Below are 15,791 nucleotides of genomic sequence, written 5' to 3'. Positions count from 1 at the left end.
GCGTGTTGCAATGACCGGCTGAAACCGGAACCCAAAGCGCACATTTGTCGCACGAGACTATATGCAAGGGAGCCATTGCCGACCTCGAAGTCTCATGATTGAAGAATGTTTGCCTTTAGCATGGCGACGGTGATCGTAGACCTACTGGGAGCACTGGATGCTGAGGACCCTGGCCGTTGCCAACTATCGTTCCATTCGCTCGATTGTCATTTCGCTCGGGTGCTTGAACCTGATCACGGGCGAAAATGGGAGCGGGAAGTCGAACCTCTATCGAGCATTGCGATTGCTCGCCGATACGGCCGATGGTGGGGGCGTAGGTGCGTTGGCGCGAGAAGGCGGCCTGCCTTCGGCGCTCTGGGCGGGACCGGAGCGCATATCCGAGCGAATGCGAAGGGGAGAGGTGGCGATTCAAGGGGGCTCTCGGCAGGAGGCTGTAGGTCTGAGACTGGGCTTCGCCAGCGACGATTTTGGCTACGCGATGGATCTTGGGTTTCCACCGCCATCCAAAGCACCGACCGCTTTTGCACTCGATCCGGAATTCAAGCGTGAGGCAATTTGGAGCGGGCCATTCCTGCGTTCATCCAATCTCCTCATAGATCGGCGAGGGCCGTTGGCACGTGTTCGAGAGGGCCGCACCTGGCGAGTGGCGTCCGACCGCCTCAACGCGTTCGAGAGCTTGTTTGCTCAAATAGCAGACCCGGATCGCGCGCCGGAAGCGATTCGCGTGCGAGAGACCATCCGCGCATGGCGCTTCTACGATCACTTCCGCTCTGATCGCGACGCTCCGGCACGGCAAGCCCAATTGGGATCGCGAACGACTGTGCTCGGCCACGATGGTGCCGACCTGGCTGCGGCGTGGCAAACAATACGGGAGGTTGGCGATTCAGACGCGCTTGATGCCGCGGTCGAGGATGCGTTTCCCGGGGCACAGGTCAGCATCGCCGTTAATGATGGACGATTCACGCTCATGTTCTCGCAGCATGGCCTTTTGCGGCCACTCTCCGCGGCTGAGCTATCAGATGGAACGCTGCGATATCTGCTCTGGATCGCGGCACTTCACACGCCCAGGCCACCGCCGTTGATGGTATTGAACGAGCCGGAGACGAGTCTTCATCCCGATCTACTCCCTGCTTTGGCGCGCCTCATCGCCCATGCTTCGTCGCGTAGCCAAGTATGGGTTGTATCTCACGCAGCGCGATTGATTGCGGCGCTGGAGACCGGCGCTGATTGCCAGACACTTCGGGTGGAGAAAGATTTCAGCCAGACACGCATCGCTGGTTTGCGGGAGCTGGATGAGCCTGCATGGTATTGGCCGGAACGATAGAGGCTTGTGGAGACTGGAGTGATAGCAGGCTCGCGGTGATTCAGCGGGAAACGTAAGGTCCGCTCCCGACCCCGAGCGGACCTTGCGAACCCGCTAAGCGCCATGCCTGCGAGTTGGCAATATCTGAATGGCGACTCCCGACGGGATGTTGGCAGTAGTCCTCTTGTACAAAACCTCCTTGCGATTCCTACCGAGATCGAAAAAGAGAGGTTCCATGAAGTTCGCATCCACCCGGCTAATCGCCCGGGACATTCAGGCCGTCGTCGGTTTCTACGAGAAGTGGACGCGACACCTGCCGCGCTATATCGGCATCGGATAACCTCACAGGCGCCGCGCTTCGCAAGGTCGTGGCACTTCCACGTTATTCCTGGGTTGCTCTCAATGGCGCCTTTCGGTGATTTAGCAATCCACGTCGATTTCGACACCTAGCCATTTTCGTTGCGAAGTCCACTTTCGGCCCATAGCCGATATGGGCATACCCTGTTGAGCTGCCAAGGAAGCCCAGGCATTGATCCTGCCAAAAGCGCTCCGCCAATCGTGTGAATACGATTGCTCCAGGCCTGGGAACAAGAGAAAGTGGCGTTGAGCGCGCGGCGCACGACCGTGTTGCGCTACGACGCGTCGCTTTGTCATTAAGTATGGATGGATCACACGATGAGCCAAGATATCCTCAAGCAGATCGGTCGCACGCCATTGGTACGTCTCGGGCGGATCGGAAACGACTTGCCCCGCGAGATCTGGGTGAAGTGCGAGCATCTGAACCCGGGCGGTTCGATCAAGGATCGTATTGCGCTGGCCATTGTCGATGATGCCGAAGCGCGCGGGATATTGCGGCCAGGCATGACGCTGATCGAAGCCACGGCCGGCAACACCGGCGTTGGTCTCGCATTGGTGGCTGCGGCCCGGGGCTACGGGCTTGTTTGCGTGATGCCTGAAAAAATGTCCTTCGACAAACGCAGCGCGCTGGCAACTCTCGGCGCAAAAGTAATCATCACGCCAAATGCGCCTCCATCGAGCAACGACAATTTTCGGAATGTCGCCCAGCGCCTTTCGCGCGAAAATGGCTGGTTTCTCGCAGACCAGTTCCGCAATCCCGCCAACGTTCGTATTCACGAAGAAACGACCGCGGAGGAAATCATCGATCAGACTGGCGGAAGCATCGGTGCCTTCGTCGCCGGCGCGGGTACAGGCGGCACGATTTCTGGCGTGGGCAGGCGACTCAAGGCCTACCGCAAGGACATTACGGTGATTCTGGCTGATCCTGTGGGTTCGGCTTTGGCAGATTGGATCGAAACGGGCACGCCAGGACCCGATGGATCGTACGCCGTGGAAGGAATCGGTGCGGCGGAGCCGCCTGCAAACTTGCATCGCGATGTCATCGATGGCGTCGAACGCATTTCCGATGACGAGAGTTTCGAAATGGCGCGACGCCTGATTCGTGAAGAGGGCCTTCTTGCGGGCGGATCTTCTGGAACAAATGTGGCAGCGGCGATACGCGTTGCGGCCCGCGGCCAGGTAGATGGCCCCATTGTCACCATCCTTCCGGACGGTTGGGACAGGTATCGATCGAGGCCCTGGCTGCAGGTTTAAAGGTCTAGCCCGCAAGGCTGATCATGCATTCCTGCCGCATGGTTGGAGGCTCCGGCTTGGGCACGTCAATCACGTCCAAGCCGATGCCTTCAACATTGCCGCGTGCCTTTTGGTTTACGTGGCGAGCTCGCCAAGTGTTTCCTTGTTCGCGGCCATCCATGCCGCTTCGTCGCCCGGGCGAGGCATGATGAGGCCCGCTTCCATGATGGTCTCCGCGTCCGCCTCCTCGACTCTGATGACCAGTTTGCGCTGCGGCTGTCCGGTTAGGTTCGACCAAGCGGCCGAGAGTGCTTTCAATAGCGCCTGGCGGGTTTCCAGCGATCGCCCGGCCCGCACGATTGCGTTAATAAGCGTCCCGTTTTCGCGAACGGCGCCACCGAGGTAGTGCGAGCCGTACGGCAGGTCCAGGAAGACGATATTGACGAAGGGCTCCGGTGCGCCAGTGAATTCGCGATGGATGCGGGTAAATTCTTTGGCAATCGCACTTTTGAGTTCGCTACTCAACGCCAGGGGGGTAGAGCATGAATAGACAGGCATGGGACTCTCCTTTGGCTGGACTTCCGAGCTTGCTCTCGGTAAGTTGACAGTGACAACTTATATACGCCAGTAAAGTTGACACTGTCAACTCTTTTCTTGGAGATTTTCGTGGCCAAATCTGTCCGCCGCTCCACTCCCCGCCCCTACCATCACGGCAATCTTGCGTCCGCGCTCGTCGATGCCGCGTTGCTGCTGCTTGATGAGACGCAGGACTGGAACTTCTCGCTACGTGAAGTCGCGCGGCGTGCCAGCGTCAGTCACAACGCGCCGTACAAGCACTTCCCGGAAAAGCGTGATCTTTTGGCTGCTGTCGCCGCGCGTGGCTTCGAGGCGCTCGCCGAGAGCACGCTTTCCTCGCTCGAAGGGCTGACAGACGCGCGTGAGCGACTCCTCGCTTGCGGCCGGACGTTCGTCGCACGTGGCATTGCCAATCCGGCCCTCTACCGTCTGATGTTCAGCGCGGTGCTGACCAGCCCCGAAGCCGGACGCCCGGCAATCGAGAAAGTGGCGGCGGCCAAGGCACGGGCAATCATGGATAAGGCGTTCGCCGACGCTACCCAATCGGGAGTGTTTCCTCCAAGCCTGGCAAGCCCAGGCGAGGGCGCCGCGGCGACCCTGGCGATGTGGTCCATCCTGCACGGTCTCACCATGCTGGCGATCGACGATTTCGTCGGGCCGCCCAAAGACATCGAGGCGCTGGTCGATCCGATCCTGGGCGCGCTCCTCAACGGAATTTCGTCACAACCACCAGCGCTTCCCGCGCACATCTGGATCGCGCCGCGGCTATGACACTGCGACTATCTCTATGGATGCGGCGGAAACTCAACGCCAGTCAGGCGGCTGGATGTCCGCGGCAGATGCACTCGATCGGCTCGATGCCGGCCGTTTTATCTACGAAGACTTTTCGGCCGCTGGAATTTCATCCCGGCGGCCGGTTGATGCATCGTTTACCCGCGGATTACAGCGCCGGGGTCAGCACCCAGCCCCGGGCGCCGCTGGGGTTGTCGCTAGCCACCATCAATCCTCCGCCGTGTTCCTCCGGATTTCCAGACAACCGGTAGTCGGGTTGCTCGAGCGTATAGAGCTCGATTGCGTTGAACTCGTTCTTGACCGGCACCCACAGTTGATTGGTTGGGTACGCGTCGTCCTTGCATGGATACTGGATCACTCTGCCACCAGGGGCGCCGTGTTCCAGGTCCATGCACAAACCGCTGTGGACGTTGACGACTTTGAACGTACCGGTATTTTCATGCTCGATCAGTTCCCATTTTTGGCTCGCACTGCCATTAGCCATGGCCTGGCCCAGCTGGACATGCGGGGCCGTGCTTTGTTCCGGGACGTCGATCAACTTGCCGGTGGTCACCGATTGAATCACGAAGGGTGGAGCCTCGCGGGACTTTTCCACACGCCCATCGGCATACACATAGGCATAGGAGCGTCCGTCACGTTGGGTAACGATGTTGGAGACTGCGCCGCGTCCCGGGCCACCGCCCGTCGATCCCAGGAACGTGGCAGCTCCAAAACTGTGCACCCCGCCATCGGAGCCTGCCAGCCAATAGCCGTTGACCTGGCCGAGAATGTCGTAGCTCAGCGCGATCCCCACCAGATCATGACCGCCCGGCCGGTTTCCGCCGGTTGAGCCAAACAGCACCGCATCGCCACGGCCATGCACGCCACCATCATTCATGACGATGTAATAGCCACGGCCCGACGGTGTTGCCGCGATGCCGGTTGGCGTCTGGTTGCTGTCGTGCATGACGTCGCCGTAGGAGACGACGTTGCCTGCCGTCCATACGGCCCCTTCATTGTCCACGGCCCATAGACCGTCCCCATTCGGGGAGGCCGCGGCAGCAACAATATGCCGCTCGTTACTGCGGAAGCCGGAGCAGCTGGAGAGGTACCCGCCACAAAGGTAGGGTGCGCCTCCACGGTCAAAAATCCTTCCTCGCATGGTCACCACCCAGTACTTGTCCGTGCCGGGTATGGCCGCAATGCTTCCAGGCTCGTTGACGGTGTCGTACTGCGGCGCGCCATCGACGGTGAGAGTCCCGAACTCAACCACGACGGTGGGCGTCATCCGCTGTACCCAGAACCCGCCGTTGGCAGCGGCTGCGACGCTGGTGTAGTTGCCTCTCGGAGGCAGGTTGGGTTGTGAAGCATTGGAAAGTGGCAACAGCCCGATCATCAAGAACAGGCCGGGTAGGGCAAACCGCATCGCGGCAATAAGCGGGGAAGTGGAAATGCGCGACATAATATTCTCCCTACCTTGGCCTACTGATATTGCACGTGTACAACACCATGTCCGAAGAGGGCGCATAACCTCGTGAGGAGATAGTAAATCCGCGGTAAAGCCTGCTTCTGCTTGATCGTGGTGGCTTCGCCAATGACCATGGGCCGAACACGTCGAAGCTTGGAAGAATAAGGCTTGAGGCGCTGGAAGCCTGCTCGCGTCAAGTACCTGAACCGGTAGTAAGCGGTCACTCGAAGTCCCGCCAGTCCGATTCATAAGCGACATGCAGGCTTATTCAGTTTGCCCCTGGCAGGCGCGCGATAGCGCCGGCATTCCGGCTCATTCCGTTGAGTCTCGATGCCGCCATGCGGCGGAAGCCATGGCCGGTCATTTGCGATCCTTCTTCAAGCGGCTGACAAACGCTTGAGCGACCGCGTCTTGCCTTGATCTTCTGGACAGGCATGATCTTCTTCACGCGATGCTTGCCACGCCTCTCGCCGGTTTCACGCCGGTCGCCTAAAAGGCGTCGCGCACCGCAGACGCTGGCGTCGCAGAAGTCACGAATCAGGTTCGGCAGGCGTCGATCTTGGATCTTGCGATCGAACTCGGGTTTGTCCGGCCGCTGATGGAAGCCACTGCGCGTCAACTCAAGCACCCGATGCATCGAGACTACGCGAAACACACGGCGATGGTCACAGATGAAGCGGCACTTCATTCGGATCATTCGACGAAGTACCGCGCGGCCCTTTTTATGTCGCACTTCTCTTCGAGGCGACGCGGCCGATCCCGCAGACGAAGAATCTCGCTCTTCGCGTGATTTGGCGCCGTGGCCGGTTGCTCGGTCTTGCGCATCATCGGTTTCCTAACAGGCCGTCGAGAAACCTCCGCGCGTCGCCGCTGTCATAGGCACCCTCAATCACTGACCACTTGGCCCGATGCGCAGCCCCGACGTCGTCCAGCAGCTTGGCATGTTCTCCTATGCTTCCGTCGATCAGCGCGTGCCGCCGGACCACCCGTTCCGCAAGTTACGGATTGTGGTGGACGCGATTCTGGGCGAGCTCGATGGTGTGCTGGCCGAGCGCGATGTTCAAGGCGGCCGCGCGAGCGGTTGCTGATGGAGCAGCTCAACCACAACCTGCTGTTCTGCTGGTTCGTCGGCCTGAACGTCGACGATCCGGTGTGGGATTACTCGACGTTCTCATTCAACCGCCAACGGCTGTTCGACGAAGCCATCGCTCAGCACTTCTTCGAGCACACCGTACTGCTCGCACGGATGCGCGAGCTGGTCAGCGATGAGCACTTCTCGGTGGACGGCACGTTGCTGGAGTGGTGGTAACCATCGCCGACGTGAGTGATGACGGGAGACGTGCGTCCGCAGGGCTGAAAATCGCGCCGTGCAACTCACGCTCAACCGCCGATACATAGATCAAAGCTATCAAGATCGCTGCGAAACCGTGCTTCTCAACAGCCTGCTAGTCAGCTCAGCATGGCCTTTGCAACGAGCAGCGGATCGTCAATCTGAGGCCAGTGACCGCCAGGAACAAGCGTAAGAGTCGCCTGCCGGAAATAGGACTGGAATTCCTTTGCGAAATCGACGTTGAGATAAGGATCGCTCCGACCCCAAATGAGTTTGACCGGGATATCGAGTGTTTTCAGAAGGGGAATTCGCGCGGTGTTGCGCTTTTGCTCGGCAAGCAGTTGCGACGTCATCTGCGCAAAGGCCAGTCCCGCTCCTTGCTGAGTGAAGTTTGCATTGATGATTGGCCTTAGGAACGAATCATATCGCTCCCAGTACTGTTCGCTCAGGCTATTTCGGAATTGTTCGCCCTGAAAACCAGCGATCCACTGGAACTGCTCGGGGGTCTGCAGAGCCTTTAGGGCCAGTTTTCGCAGTGCAGGGGTCGCAAAGAACGCGACCAGCTCGGGCAACGTTGCAACTGCCGAATCCGCGAAAACAGCATTGAGAACGACCAGCGAAGCAGTTTTCTCCGGATGATCGATCGCAAAATTCAATGCAGCTGGACCTGCGGCATCGTGCGCAACGGGGATAATCTTGTCTAGCCCCAAATGATTCACGACCGCCTTTAGGTCGTCGAGCTGCTGATGGAAGCTATAGCTGCCATCGCTCGCCTTGCCGGATTGACCGAATCCCAAGAAGTCAAACGTCACAGTACGACGACCGGCCTCAACAAGGGGAGGGGCTAGAAGATCGTAGATTCTCAGATTGTCGGGAAACCCGTGCATTAGCACGAAGGCCGGGCCATCACCTTGGTAGTCACGCACATATAGGTCGCCCTTGGGTGTGGGTACCCGGAGCTCGGTAAAGGGGAAGCGACCGGTGCTATCCCCGACGGCGAGTGTCGTTATGGAATCGTGAGTCATTGTCCGTGCCTCGATTTTTGGTTTGTATATACAACAATATGAGCAAAATGCGTCCTGATCTAAAGAGCGGTGATGATGCTATTGGCGATGTCCGTGACCACCTCCGCGCCATCTTTTCCCAAGACAGCCTTAGACTTGGCCTGAGCCGTTCGCCACGCTGGCGCCGCCTTCATTAAAAGCTCCTTCCCGGCCATTGTCAGCACTATCGGCCTCTTTCTAGCGCTGGCCTCGTCTGGTACTTCCTCAGCCCAGCCCTCCGAAAGGACGAGCTTCAAATTGCGCGTCAGGGTAGATCGATCCTGACGATGATGTCGACCGATATCCGTCCGGGTGGCAGGTTGAAGCTTGTAGATAACCAGTAGCAAAACGAACTGAGCCGAACCGATGCCGAATGGCCGTAACGCGTCATCATGAATGGCAGTGATGACGCGTGCGATCAAGCGGGTACGCATGAGTACGCAGGCGTCGCCCATTTCACCAATGACTTCTTCTCCCCGGATTCGGGTCCTCGACCTGCTCATGCTCGTCTTCTGTGTTCCGTCGAATGGCCACAATATTGTATATACAATATTGTTTCAAGATCACCTTAAGCGCGTGGCAGCGGTGAAACGGGGCGATGCGCCGCGCCTTGAACGGTTAAGGCCTAGAGGGTGAAATCCTTCATCCGTATGGCGGGCCTAGCCGGCTGTCGAGAAACCTCCGCGCGTCGCCGCTGTCATAGGATCCTCAATCACTGACCACTTGGCTCGGTGCGCAGTCCCGACGTCCAGTAGCTTGGCATGTTCCCCTATGCTTCCGTCGATCAGCGCGTGCCGCTGGACCACCCGATCCGCAAGTTACGGATTGTGGTGGACGCGATTCTGGGCGAGCTCGATGATGTGCTGGCCGAGCGCTATGCTCAAGGCGGCCGCCCATCGATTCCACCCGAGCGCATCCTGCGCGCCTCGCTGCTGCAGGTGATCTACAGCGTGCGCAGCGAGCGGTTGCTGATGGAGAAGTTCGACTACAACCTGCTGTTCCGCTGGTTCAGCGGTCCGAATGTCGACGATCCGGTGTGGGATCACTCGACGTTCTCATTCAACCGCCAGCGGCTGTTCGACGAAGCCATCGCTCGGCACTTCTGCGAGCACACCGTACTGCTGGCACGGATGCGCGAGCTGGTCAGCGATGAGCACTGCTCGGTGGACGGCACGTTGCTGGAGGCGTGGGCCTCGCACAAGAGCTTCCGTCCGAAGGACGATGACGAGCGCGGCGATGCTTCTCAATAGCCCGCTAGAGGCTAGTTTGCCGGGATAGCCTGGGCCACGGGTGAAATCTGTTTGCGGGGGCTCGACATGAAGACCGGCACGGCCGCGCAGCGCCGTGTTTCCGAGGAAACATCTTCCTCGAACCAACGCCACCAGCCCGACGTCGCCTTGCCAACCACGATAAGGTCCGCGTCGATGTCGAGGGCGATGTCGGCGATTGCCTTGCCGATCGTGAAGTCGCCGGCCGCCAGGGTCATCATTTTGGCGCTTCCGCGGCAACCTGCCTTTTCCAGCAGGGCAGCGACCTGGTCGACGATCTCACGCCCCTGCTTTTCCAGGTGGTCGAGCATGATGCCGAAATCGGCTATGTCCGCCGTGACATAGCGCGGTATCCAGTCGACGATATGCAGCGCCGTGATCTGCGCGTCGTGTTTGCGCGCCAGGGCCATGGCCTCGCGAAGAGCCGCGCAGTCCGCGTTGTGGCTGACCGCAACAAGAATGTGCTTGAACATGCCGATACCCTCGATGGAAAGCAAACAAGGCAGATAAATGGCGGGGCTTGCGCCCTGACTGTGGGGGAATCATCGGCGCGCAGAATTAGGACAAAATGAGCGCCACGGCGGCGGACGTTCCGGCGCGGGCGCCATGACTTTCGGCTGGGTATCGATAGCTACTCTTCTATCGGCGGATAGGCAGGTATCGTTCATGAAGCACGCTTCTTTGACTCGTGCGTGGGCTGCAACGGCGTTCGTCTTCGCCGGCCTGTTTGGCTGGCACACCGGCCAAGCCTTTTCGGACAGCCCGGTCACTTATCGCCAGGACATGCTGTGCGGGGCCGCCGCACCCCGCCCCGACCGTGACGCCGCGCTGCTGGAACAGGTGTTGCGTACCCCGGCCGGATCCATCGGCTATTACCGGTTCGGCCATGGCAGCCCGATCGTGTTGATCACCGGCTATCGCGCGAGCATGGCCGAATGGAACGCCTATTTCCTTGGCGAACTGGCCAAGAATCACGAAGTGATCATCTTCGACAACCGCGGCGTAGGCCGTTCGCAGATCCGCGGCACAAATTACGGCATCGAAGATCTGGCGAGGGATACCGCCACCCTCATCAAGGGCCTTCGCCTGAAGGACGCGACCGTATTGGGATGGTCGATGGGCGGCGCCATTGCGCAGCAACTCGCCATCGACGAACCGGCGCTGGTGAAGCGGCTGGTGCTGATGTCGTCGGCCCCGCTGGGGCAGCCAGGTGCCGCAGTATCCGCGAGTGCCAGTCGGGCCCTGTCAGGCAGCGGCCAAGGGCACTTTCAGCGCGTCATGGACATCCTGTTTCCGCCCGCGGCGCAACAGCAGGCGATGCGATGCTTCGTCGGCGATATGTTCAGGCCCGCCGGATACGCCGCTCCCATTTCGAACGAGGTCACGATTGCGCAAGGGAAAATCCTGCAGGAGTGGACACAGGACGGCACGGCGCTGCGGCAATTGAATCACCTCGCGCTGCCGGTGCTGGTGCTGGCAGGCGTGGACGACGAAGTGGTGGCGCCGAGCAATGCCCAGGCCTTCGGCCGCATCTTTCCCCATGTCGTGCTGGTGGACGTCGCCGCAGGCGGCCACGCGATGATGTACCAATATCCGCGCCCGCTTGCGGAGCGCATCGGCGACTTCATCGCCCAACAACCTTGAGCAGCCGTCGAAACTCCGCTCGCCCCGCATCTCATCCGTCGAAGCGCGGGCGCCGTGCATCGCATATCCGACTTTGGACGGCCACCACGATGAAGCCGTTCAAGCGAATCCGCTCGACTCGCGGTTCCTAATTTTCACCTCATTGTCGTTTTCTAGGATGGGCATCGTGAAAGCGATGACACGCATTGCTTCATATCCGACGTCCCGGGCGGCGCCACTCGACCGTGCGCCGCCACGCGCAACCATCATGCATGGCTGACAGGGATGCCTTCCAGCTCGATCGTGGAGTCCCCATATGTACAACCATATTCTGGTAGCAATCGGCGCGTATCCCAATCTCCATGCGGTTGCCCTGGCGGTCGGCATGGCAATCAAGCACGGGGCACGCATGTCGGTGCTTCACGTCGCCGATTCCGTGCCCTATGCCATCGCATCGGCCGGAAACAAGCCCCGCGTCGTGATCGATGTGCTGCAGCCCGGCGGGTATGCCGTCATCGATGAGGTGGCGGATGTCCTGGACACGGCCATTCCGCATATGGACGTGGAATTCATCGCGCTGCCGTCGTCCGGCCGGCCGATCGGCCAGACCATTGCGACATACGCCTCCAGCATCCGTGCCGATCTGATCGTGCTGGGTCGACGCAAATCGGGCTGGTGGCGTTGCTTCGAGGAGGACGTCTGCTCGCGTGTTCAGCAACACGCCGACGCACAGCAGATCCTGATCGCCGCCGAACTGCCGAAGAAGCGCCCGGCACCGCCGGCAGTCGCGATCCAGCACGCGTTGCAGTCGCGCGAAGATGGTTGAGGACGCGACACGCCGGCGCCGCCAGGGAAGCCGGTCGCGGCGCCCGTCTAGGTTTTCGACGAATCGTTGAGGCTGACCGTCCAGCCCAATCCGCGCACGTTGCGAATCACTGACGCACCGAACTTCTTTCGTACCGAATGGATCAGCACGTCGACGGCGTTGCTCTCCACCTCTTTGCCCCAGCTGTACAATTTGTCTTCGAGCTGCTCGCGCGAAAGAATCGTGCCCGGGCGCTCGAGCAACGCCAGCATCAAGGCGAATTCGCGGGCCGAGAGCACGGATGAGACGCCATTGCAGTTCAAGGTGCGGGTGTCGATATTCAAATTGAGCGTTTCATTGCCGAGACACGAAACCGCATAGCCCGCCTTGCGTCGAAGCACTGCGCGGATGCGCGCCAGCAATTCCGGCACCTGGAACGGCTTGAGCATGTAGTCGTCCGCACCGAGGTCGAGTCCCTCCACCCGTGTATCGAGATCCTCGCGCGCAGTCAGGATCAATACCGGTACCGGATTGCCATTTGTACGGATCATTCTCAATAGTTCGATGCCGCTCATCTTGGGAAGCCCCAGATCCAGCAGGGCGACGGTGTACTCGGCGGAACTGATGGCGCGCCATCCCGAAGCGCCATCGCGCACCCAGTCCACGCTGTAATCGGCATCCTGCAGCGCGTGCAGCAGACTTGGGCCGATCTGCAGGTCGTCTTCAACCAGTAGCACTCGCATGATGTCCCCCCGACAAATACCCGATGTTCAAGCACCGGCCAACGGCCCTATCGCCAAGGGCCGGCCATCATCCGACAACCGTGGCCGGCGGCACCACTTTCGGTGTGGCCCGGGTGCCAGGCAAGACGATGGTCGCTTGCAGGCCGCTGGCGACATCCGTGCGGTTTTCCAGCGAGATGGTGCCGCGATACTTCGCCACGACCGACTTGACGATCGAAAGCCCCAGTCCGCTGCCTTCGACGCTGCTCGTCTGCAACCGATAGAAGCGATCGAAGACACGCTCGATCGACGCCTCGGGGATGCCTGGTCCGGTATCGGCGACACGCACGACGACAAAGCCGTCTTCCTCGAAGACGTCGATGTCGACGTTGCCACCCGAGGGCGTATAGTGCAGCGCGTTTTCGATCAGGTTGCGCACGGCCATGCGCAGCTCGCCCTCGCGCGCCTTCATGTGCGCCGGCTCGAAGCGCCGTACGCCCAGGTCGATCGAGCGCGTGTCGGCGACGGGCAGCAGATCCGCCACCAGGTTCTGGATGACCTGCTGCACATCGACCGGTTCGGTCGCCGCCGGATCGAGCTGGGCGTCGGCGCGGGCCAGCGCAAGCATCTGACGGATCATGGTCGAGCTGCGTGTGATGGCTTCGCGCAGCTCGCGCTCGCGCTCTTTGCGAACAAGCGGATCGGTCGCATACGCCAGGTTGTCCACGCGTAACTGCAAGACCGCCATGGGCGTGCGCAATTCATGCGCCGCGTCCGCGATAAAGCGCTTTTCCGCGTCGATGCCGGCCTGCAAGCGGGCAATCATCCGGTTGATCGAATCGAGAAACGGCCGCACTTCCAGCGGTACGTGCGATACATCGAGCGGCTCCAAGTGGCCAATGCCGACCTTCTCCGCTTGCTGGCTTGCGCGCGCCATCGAACCAAAAGCGGTATTGACCACCAACGGAATCGCCAGCCAGAGCAGGGGCATCAGCACCAGGGTCGGCAGCATGTTCTGCAGTGCCGCATGCTTTGCGGTTTGTTCGCGGAATGCCACGGGCTGGCCGACCTGGTAGACGAGGTCGCTGTTATCCCTGCGCAAGGTGAAGATGCGGTAAGGCTGTCCGCCGATGTTCTCGACGGAAAAGCCGCTCTTGGCATGGCGATCGAATAATATTTCCGAGTCGGTATTGTCCGTGGGCTCGGTCTTGTCGCGCTCCCAGATCTGCCCGACGAAGCCGTCGATCGAATGCTGCGGTGGCCCGTGCGAGCCGATCGAGCCCACCTTGCCGGCCGCCATCCAGACTGCCGCCCCCTCCAGGTGCGTATCGAGCAGATCGCTGATGCGCTTGCTGGTATCCCAATAGGAAGCAGCGCCGCGGACCAGGCCGCCCACCACCCACAATACAGTCAGTGCGACGATAATCCGGGTTTTCAGTGATTTCATGCCGCCTGACCCTGGCTTGCTGGCCTGGCGGCCAGATTTCCGCCGTCCTGTCGCCGAAGCGCAAAACGGTCCCGATGTCGGCGAAGCTGGCGTTGCGGCCAGGCGATCGCCCGTGGCTTATCCATCTGCTTCTTCGATGACGCCATCGCCGCCGTCGAATCGACCTTCCGCCTCCGCATCGATGAAGCGGCGAAAAACGACAACGGTGTCGATTATCACGCTCGCGGCGGTGTTGTTGTACTACCGCGAGGCATCGGCCATCCAGCCGACCGCGTTCACATCCGTGTAACGACTGGCCGTGGTAATGACGGCGATATTCGCATCCCCAGCTACCCCGTCAGCACCTGCGGCGATCCGCGCAATGCCAGCGCCGCTTCCCGCCATGGCGGCCCCAAGAGCGAGCGCTATGCCTATAAAGTGAACGCGGCACATGAACGCCGCAAGTACCTCCCGGCGGTGCTCGCCCCCTGCCGGCCGGACGCGATAGGCGTCCAGCTCGCAGGCTTTGCAGAACCGTCAATTCCCGCGCTCCGTTTAGCGGATTCAGGGGTGTCGTCAAGGACATGTCTCAGCCTTGGTCGCGCGCCAGGATGGCGGGGCAGTTGCTGGGTGCAGGGACCCTGTCGAAGCGGTCGGCGATCCAGGCAACCGCTTGCGGTGCGCTGTGGTGCCCGATGAAACCATGTCGTACCCCCGGCAGTTCCAGGTAGTCGACGCGGCTGCCCGCCGCGCAGAGCCGGCGCACGTAGGCACGCGTGATTTGCGGCAACACTAGTCGATCCGTCCCGCCCTGCGTCACCAGCACGGGAAGGTCGGCCGGCAAGGTGCCCGGGATATTTTCCGCGAGCAGTCCACGCCACGGCATCAGCGCGGTCACATTGGGGACGGCAAGGAACTGATCCTGTAGCGGACGCTGCGTGTAGTGCCGTCGCAACATGTCGTACGGTGACTGGATGCATTCCTGCGCGAGCGCGTCGACGGCCGGCATGGCTGCGGGTGCGATCACCTGGTCGATGGGGGCGCCATAGACGCGATGCCAGGACCATAACGTCATCGCCGTCACATTGCGGCCGCCGTCGGTGAGGGCATCTTCGTTGAGCAGGCTCTTGAGATCGGTAGGCGGCGCGGCGGCGGCTACACCGACCAGCCGCAGCTCGGGCGCATAGCTGCCGGCGATGATGCCGGTGAACAAGGCCGCCTGGCCGCCCTGCGAATGTCCCCATACGGCGTAGCGATTGCTTGCATCGGCGCCGGCGAGTTGGCGCGCGGCCCGTACCGCGTCGATCACCGCGCGGGCTTCACTGCGGCCAACCAGATAAGGATGAGGGCCTTCCGTACCCAGTCCCGGGTAATCGGTGGCCACCACGATGTAGCCATGCCGGACGAGTTCGCGCAGCCCCATCATGGTCTGAAACACGAAGCGGGTTGCTGACGGCGCGCAACGGGAAACGATGCCCGTGGTGGGATGCGCCCACGCCACGATGTCGCGTCCACCGGCCGGCGCACGGCCGGCGGGAACGATCAATACACCGGAGACGGCGATGCTTTCTCCATGCACGCCTATCGAACGGTACAGCACGCGGTAAGCATGCGCATTGAGCGGCGCACCGGCCATCGGTTCCATGCGAATGATCGAACCCGGCGGACCGTCGGCCAGCGCCGGTTCGTAGTCGTAAAACGCAGCACCGGCTTGTGCGTTGCTTGCGCCCGGCCCGCCATGGCCCTGGCTCAGGGCGGCGAGGCCGAAGACGAGCAGCGCCGACAACAACGCTTTAAGAAAGCCGCGGCGAGATGATGGGTGTGACACGGCATGCTCCGGAAGATCGCGATCGCCCACCCGCCTGC

Annotated in this window: 17 protein-coding genes and 1 pseudogene; 9 read left to right on the top strand and 9 right to left on the bottom strand. The window is 60.9% G+C overall.

What is annotated here, in order from left to right:
• Window positions 1-157: 157 nt before the first annotated feature.
• On the top strand, window positions 158-1,324 hold the full coding sequence (locus MJ606_RS04655) for an AAA family ATPase (protein WP_243048228.1): 1,167 nt from the start codon (window positions 158-160) through the stop codon (window positions 1,322-1,324).
• A 654-nt stretch (window positions 1,325-1,978) separates the two neighbouring features.
• A complete protein-coding gene (locus tag MJ606_RS04650) occupies window positions 1,979-2,914 on the top strand; it encodes a cysteine synthase family protein (RefSeq protein ID WP_243048227.1) in 936 nt (311 codons plus the stop codon).
• Window positions 2,915-3,028: 114 nt separating this feature from the next.
• On the opposite strand, the gene MJ606_RS04645 is transcribed toward MJ606_RS04650, so the two are convergent.
• Window positions 3,029-3,451 (bottom strand): tautomerase family protein, encoded by a 423-nt coding sequence (locus MJ606_RS04645; protein WP_243048226.1) that lies wholly within the window; start codon window positions 3,449-3,451, stop codon window positions 3,029-3,031.
• A gap of 108 nt (window positions 3,452-3,559) precedes the next feature.
• On the opposite strand from MJ606_RS04645, the gene MJ606_RS04640 reads away from it, so the two are divergent.
• Window positions 3,560-4,240 (top strand): TetR/AcrR family transcriptional regulator, encoded by a 681-nt coding sequence (locus MJ606_RS04640; RefSeq protein ID WP_243048225.1) that lies wholly within the window; start codon window positions 3,560-3,562, stop codon window positions 4,238-4,240.
• Window positions 4,241-4,409: 169 nt separating this feature from the next.
• Here MJ606_RS04640 and MJ606_RS04635 read toward each other — a convergent pair whose 3' ends face one another.
• Both MJ606_RS04635 and MJ606_RS04630 read right to left on the bottom strand, forming a co-directional pair.
• The gene (locus MJ606_RS04635) at window positions 4,410-5,702 is read right to left on the bottom strand and encodes an RICIN domain-containing protein (protein WP_243048224.1); all 1,293 of its coding nucleotides are present in this window, start codon (window positions 5,700-5,702) and stop codon (window positions 4,410-4,412) included.
• A gap of 274 nt (window positions 5,703-5,976) precedes the next feature.
• The gene (locus tag MJ606_RS04630; RefSeq protein WP_243048223.1) at window positions 5,977-6,396 is read right to left on the bottom strand and encodes a hypothetical protein; all 420 of its coding nucleotides are present in this window, start codon (window positions 6,394-6,396) and stop codon (window positions 5,977-5,979) included.
• Between the two features lie 220 nt (window positions 6,397-6,616).
• Between MJ606_RS04630 and MJ606_RS04625 the strand changes: the two genes are divergently transcribed.
• On the top strand, window positions 6,617-6,796 hold the full coding sequence (locus tag MJ606_RS04625; protein WP_243048222.1) for a hypothetical protein: 180 nt from the start codon (window positions 6,617-6,619) through the stop codon (window positions 6,794-6,796).
• The gene (locus MJ606_RS04620; protein WP_243048221.1) at window positions 6,796-7,017 is read left to right on the top strand and encodes a transposase; all 222 of its coding nucleotides are present in this window, start codon (window positions 6,796-6,798) and stop codon (window positions 7,015-7,017) included. Before MJ606_RS04625 ends, MJ606_RS04620 begins: the two co-directional genes overlap by 1 nt.
• A 140-nt stretch (window positions 7,018-7,157) precedes the next feature.
• On the opposite strand, the gene MJ606_RS04615 is transcribed toward MJ606_RS04620, so the two are convergent.
• Window positions 7,158-8,063, bottom strand: a complete 906-nt coding sequence (locus MJ606_RS04615) for an alpha/beta hydrolase (protein ID WP_243048220.1) — start codon at window positions 8,061-8,063, stop codon at window positions 7,158-7,160.
• 59 nt (window positions 8,064-8,122) lie between these two features.
• A complete protein-coding gene (locus MJ606_RS04610; RefSeq protein WP_243048219.1) occupies window positions 8,123-8,584 on the bottom strand; it encodes a MarR family winged helix-turn-helix transcriptional regulator in 462 nt (153 codons plus the stop codon).
• Between the two features lie 258 nt (window positions 8,585-8,842).
• On the opposite strand from MJ606_RS04610, the pseudogene MJ606_RS04605 reads away from it, so the two are divergent.
• Window positions 8,843-9,307, top strand: a pseudogene (locus tag MJ606_RS04605) (transposase); the annotation flags it as partial.
• Window positions 9,308-9,342: 35 nt separating this feature from the next.
• On the opposite strand, the gene MJ606_RS04600 reads toward MJ606_RS04605, so the two are convergent.
• Window positions 9,343-9,822: a universal stress protein gene (locus MJ606_RS04600; protein WP_243048218.1), complete on the bottom strand. Its 480-nt coding sequence runs from the start codon at window positions 9,820-9,822 to the stop codon at window positions 9,343-9,345.
• 133 nt (window positions 9,823-9,955) lie between these two features.
• On the opposite strand from MJ606_RS04600, the gene MJ606_RS04595 reads away from it, so the two are divergent.
• Both MJ606_RS04595 and MJ606_RS04590 read left to right on the top strand, forming a co-directional pair.
• Window positions 9,956-10,993, top strand: a complete 1,038-nt coding sequence (locus MJ606_RS04595; protein WP_243048217.1) for an alpha/beta hydrolase — start codon at window positions 9,956-9,958, stop codon at window positions 10,991-10,993.
• Window positions 10,994-11,288: 295 nt separating this feature from the next.
• Complete coding sequence (locus MJ606_RS04590) at window positions 11,289-11,798, top strand: universal stress protein (RefSeq protein WP_243048216.1); 510 nt, start codon at window positions 11,289-11,291, stop codon at window positions 11,796-11,798.
• A gap of 47 nt (window positions 11,799-11,845) precedes the next feature.
• Here MJ606_RS04590 and MJ606_RS04585 read toward each other — a convergent pair whose 3' ends face one another.
• Both MJ606_RS04585 and MJ606_RS04580 read right to left on the bottom strand, forming a co-directional pair.
• Window positions 11,846-12,520 carry a response regulator transcription factor gene (locus MJ606_RS04585; protein WP_243048215.1) on the bottom strand — a complete coding sequence of 225 codons (675 nt, stop codon included), beginning with the start codon at window positions 12,518-12,520 and terminating at the stop codon, window positions 11,846-11,848.
• Window positions 12,521-12,587: 67 nt separating this feature from the next.
• Window positions 12,588-13,946, bottom strand: a complete 1,359-nt coding sequence (locus MJ606_RS04580; protein WP_243048214.1) for an ATP-binding protein — start codon at window positions 13,944-13,946, stop codon at window positions 12,588-12,590.
• Here MJ606_RS04580 and MJ606_RS04575 point away from each other — a divergent pair.
• Entirely contained in the window at window positions 13,945-14,235 is a 291-nt protein-coding gene (locus MJ606_RS04575; RefSeq protein ID WP_243048213.1) for a hypothetical protein, read from the top strand. The two genes, MJ606_RS04580 and MJ606_RS04575, sit on opposite strands and share 2 nt — an antisense overlap.
• A gap of 279 nt (window positions 14,236-14,514) precedes the next feature.
• Here MJ606_RS04575 and MJ606_RS04570 read toward each other — a convergent pair whose 3' ends face one another.
• Window positions 14,515-15,753, bottom strand: a complete 1,239-nt coding sequence (locus MJ606_RS04570; protein WP_243048212.1) for an alpha/beta fold hydrolase — start codon at window positions 15,751-15,753, stop codon at window positions 14,515-14,517.
• Between the last annotated feature and the right edge of the window lie 38 nt (window positions 15,754-15,791).

It is taken from the genome of Dyella sp. RRB7, from assembly GCF_022761115.1.
Lineage (GTDB): Bacteria > Pseudomonadota > Gammaproteobacteria > Xanthomonadales > Rhodanobacteraceae > Dyella.
Note: the sequence above shows the minus strand (reverse complement) of the source record. Positions and strands in the feature narration are given on the sequence as shown.

Bases quoted from the DNA above. Each gene is read 5' to 3' on its own strand.
- MJ606_RS04655 (WP_243048228.1), top strand. From the start codon at position 158: ATGCTGAGGACCCTGGCCGTTGCCAACTATCGTTCCATTCGCTCGATT.
- MJ606_RS04650 (WP_243048227.1), top strand. From the start codon at position 1,979: ATGAGCCAAGATATCCTCAAGCAGATCGGTCGCACGCCATTGGTACGT.
- MJ606_RS04645 (WP_243048226.1), bottom strand. From the start codon at position 3,451: ATGCCTGTCTATTCATGCTCTACCCCCCTGGCGTTGAGTAGCGAACTC.
- MJ606_RS04635 (WP_243048224.1), bottom strand. From the start codon at position 5,702: ATGTCGCGCATTTCCACTTCCCCGCTTATTGCCGCGATGCGGTTTGCC.
- MJ606_RS04630 (WP_243048223.1), bottom strand. From the start codon at position 6,396: ATGAAGTGCCGCTTCATCTGTGACCATCGCCGTGTGTTTCGCGTAGTC.
- MJ606_RS04625 (WP_243048222.1), top strand. From the start codon at position 6,617: ATGCGCAGCCCCGACGTCGTCCAGCAGCTTGGCATGTTCTCCTATGCT.
- MJ606_RS04620 (WP_243048221.1), top strand. From the start codon at position 6,796: ATGGAGCAGCTCAACCACAACCTGCTGTTCTGCTGGTTCGTCGGCCTG.
- MJ606_RS04615 (WP_243048220.1), bottom strand. From the start codon at position 8,063: ATGACTCACGATTCCATAACGACACTCGCCGTCGGGGATAGCACCGGT.
- MJ606_RS04610 (WP_243048219.1), bottom strand. From the start codon at position 8,584: ATGAGCAGGTCGAGGACCCGAATCCGGGGAGAAGAAGTCATTGGTGAA.
- MJ606_RS04600 (WP_243048218.1), bottom strand. From the start codon at position 9,822: ATGTTCAAGCACATTCTTGTTGCGGTCAGCCACAACGCGGACTGCGCG.
- MJ606_RS04595 (WP_243048217.1), top strand. From the start codon at position 9,956: ATGACTTTCGGCTGGGTATCGATAGCTACTCTTCTATCGGCGGATAGG.
- MJ606_RS04590 (WP_243048216.1), top strand. From the start codon at position 11,289: ATGTACAACCATATTCTGGTAGCAATCGGCGCGTATCCCAATCTCCAT.
- MJ606_RS04585 (WP_243048215.1), bottom strand. From the start codon at position 12,520: ATGCGAGTGCTACTGGTTGAAGACGACCTGCAGATCGGCCCAAGTCTG.
- MJ606_RS04575 (WP_243048213.1), top strand. From the start codon at position 13,945: ATGCCGCCTGACCCTGGCTTGCTGGCCTGGCGGCCAGATTTCCGCCGT.
- MJ606_RS04580 (WP_243048214.1), bottom strand. From the start codon at position 13,946: ATGAAATCACTGAAAACCCGGATTATCGTCGCACTGACTGTATTGTGG.